Raw genomic sequence first — 2,843 nt, forward strand, 5'->3', positions numbered from 1 at the left:
CGCCTCGTCGACGAACGCGCGGAACATCTGAGTGCTGCCGGCCGGGTCGTAATTGCCCTGGGGGCCCTGGGTGTTAGCCATGGTCCACGACCCTAGCGAATGGCGGGCACGTCCCCCAAGTGCTGTCCGCGACCGGCCCGGAACCGACCCCCGGCCCGCCCGGAACCTCCCTCCGGCCCGCACGCCCCGCTCACCCGCCCGTCCGCCGCATCCGCCGCGCACCCGATCCGGCGCCCGGTCCGGCCCCCGGCCCACCACCCGCCCCGCCCCGAAACCGGTGCCAACCCGCCCGAACCGGCCGTGACCTGCACTCTTACCGAACCTTCACTTTCGCCAATACTTGCCTTTGCCAAGTTTTGATGTAGGTAACACCGATTTCATTTGCCTACTGCAACCAACTACTCCTACGGTTGCGTATGGCAACGAATCGGCAGGGTCCCCGGGAGGCTGGATGGCCAGGCAGGCGCAGTTCGAGGAGCTGCTGAGACAGCTCAGCGCCGTCGGCGCCGTCAAACGGGAACTGGGGCGGCAGCTGCCCCCCGAGTGCCCGTCCGGATCGGCCGCCGTGCTGACCCTCCTGGACCGCCACGGGGACATGCGCCTGAGCCGGCTCGCCGAGCTGCTCGCGGTGGACATCTCCGTGTGCAGCCGGCACGTCTCGCACGTCGCCGACCGCGGATGGGTCGAGCGGCTGCCCGACCCGGACGACAAGCGGTCACGCCTGCTGCGTCTCACCGAGGCGGGCCACGACCAGATCGCGGACCTGTCCCGCCGGTCGACCGCGCTGCTCTCCGAGTGGCTCGACGACTGGAGCGACGAGGACGTCACCCGGCTCACCGAGCTGATGACGCGCTTCCGGCAGAGCTTCGGCGACTGCCGTCGCACCACGACCACGCAGCACACCCAGTAGACGACCACCCAGTAGACGAAGGAAACGTATGGCAACCACCACACCAGCCGGTGTGCGGGCCAGCGCCGAGCACGGGGGAGGGACCTCCGGCGGCGTCCAGATGACGCACCGGCAGATCTTGGAGGCCCTGTCGGGCCTCATGCTCGGCATGTTCGTGGCGATGATCTCCTCCACCATCGTGGGCAACGCGATGCCGCGGATCATCGCCGACCTGGGCGGCGGCCAGTCCGCCTACACCTGGGTGGTCACCTCCTCGCTGCTGGCGATGACGGCGTCCACCCCGCTGTGGGGCAAGCTCGCCGACCTCTTCAACAAGAAGCTGCTGATCCAGATAGCCCTGGTCATCTTCGTGGTCGCCTCGGCGGGCGCGGGCTTCTCCCAGAACCCCGAGACGCTGATCGCCTTCCGCGTCTTCCAGGGCATCGGCGGCGGTGGCCTCGCGGCGCTGTCCCAGGTCATCCTGGCCTCGATCATTTCCCCGCGGGAACGCGGGAAGTACGCCGGCTACCTCGGCGCGGTGTTCGCGGTCGCAACCGTGGGTGGTCCGCTGCTGGGCGGCGTCATCACCGACACCGAGTCGCTGGGCTGGCGCTGGTGCTTCTACGTGGGCATCCCGTTCGCCGTGGTCGCCCTGATCGTGCTGCAGAAGACGCTGAACGTCCCGACGGTCAAGCGGAAGGTGAAGGTCGACTGGCTGGGCGCCACCCTGGTCGCCGCCGCGACCTGCCTGCTCCTGCTCTGGGTCACCTTCGCCGGTGACAAGTACGAGTGGATCTCCTGGCAGACCTACGCGATGGTGGGCGGTTCGATCGCCCTGACCCTGCTCTTCCTGCTGGTCGAGTCGAAGGCTTCCGAGCCGATCATCCCGCTGCGGCTGTTCCGCAACCGCACCGTCGCGCTCTCCGCGTTCGCCTCGCTCTTCGTGGGCATCGGCATGTTCGCCGGCACCATCTTCTTCGCCCAGTACTTCCAGCTGGCGCGGGGCGAGTCGCCGACCATGTCCGGCGTGCTGACCATCCCGATGATCGGTGGTCTGTTCGTCTCCTCCACCGTCTCCGGCAACCTGATCACCCGGACCGGCAAGTGGAAGGCCTGGCTGGTGGCCGGCGGCTTCCTGCTCGCCGCGGGCCTGGGCCTGCTGGGCACCATCCGCTACGACACGCCGTACTGGCACGTCGCCGTCTTCATGGCCGTGATGGGCGTGGGCGTCGGCATGATGATGCAGAACCTGCTGCTCGCGGCGCAGAACCAGGTCGCCCCCAGCGACCTCGGCGCGGCCAGCTCGGTGGCCAACTTCTTCCGCTCGCTGGGCGGCGCGGTGGGCGTCTCCGCCTTCGGCGCGGTGCTGGCGAACCAGGTCACCGACTACGTCAAGGACGGTCTGGCCGACCTGCCGCCGAAGTACGCCGCGGCGATGGGCTCCGGCAACGCGAGCGACTCCATCCCGGACGTCTCCGCCCTGCCCGGCCCGCTGCGTGAGGTGATGGAGAGCGCCTACGGCCACGGCATCGCGGACATCTTCCTGATCTCCGCGCCGATCGCCCTGTTGGCGTTCGTCCTGACGATCTTCATCAAGGAGGTCCCGCTGAAGACGCACTCCGCGATGGAGGAGGCCTCCGGATCGGTCTCCGCCGACCAGGCCGAGGCGCCCGGTACCGCCCCCGCGGGCCCGAAGCACGCCGCTCCGTCCGCCGGAGCCGTCGCCGCCACCACGGCCAACGCGGTCGCCGCCACGGCGGCCCCGGAGCGCCCGGGGCTTCCGGTCCACGGCCACGTCCGCAACGCCGACAACGCCCCGCTGCCGCACGCGGCGGTGACGCTGATCTCCCTCGAGGGCCGTCAGCTCGGCCGGGCCATCGCCCAGGCCGACGGCGCCTACGCGGTGGACGCCCCGGGTGTCGGCTCCTACGTGCTGATCGCCTCGGCCGACGGC

General features: G+C 70.0%; 2 protein-coding genes and 1 pseudogene. 2 read left to right on the top strand and 1 reads right to left on the bottom strand.

Features of this window, described 5'->3' with window-relative positions; all coding sequences use genetic code 11:
• Window positions 1–183, bottom strand: a pseudogene (locus HW445_RS34460) (hypothetical protein); the annotation flags it as partial.
• Window positions 184–451: 268 nt separating this feature from the next.
• Here HW445_RS34460 and HW445_RS25145 point away from each other — a divergent pair.
• Window positions 452–910: a MarR family winged helix-turn-helix transcriptional regulator gene (locus HW445_RS25145; protein ID WP_180223204.1), complete on the top strand. Its 459-nt coding sequence runs from the start codon at window positions 452–454 to the stop codon at window positions 908–910.
• Between the two features lie 28 nt (window positions 911–938).
• Window positions 939–2,843, top strand: a 1,905-nt coding sequence (locus tag HW445_RS25150; RefSeq protein ID WP_180223205.1) for an MFS transporter, incomplete at its 3' end; no start/stop codon positions are given.

The sequence above is a fragment of the Streptomyces sp. UH6 genome (assembly GCF_013421635.1).
Taxonomy (GTDB): domain Bacteria; phylum Actinomycetota; class Actinomycetes; order Streptomycetales; family Streptomycetaceae; genus Streptomyces; species Streptomyces abyssomicinicus.

What these genes read in the sequence shown, in the direction of transcription:
- HW445_RS25145 (WP_180223204.1), top strand. Translation starts at nt 452, where the DNA reads ATGGCCAGGCAGGCGCAGTTCGAGGAGCTGCTGAGACAGCTCAGCGCC.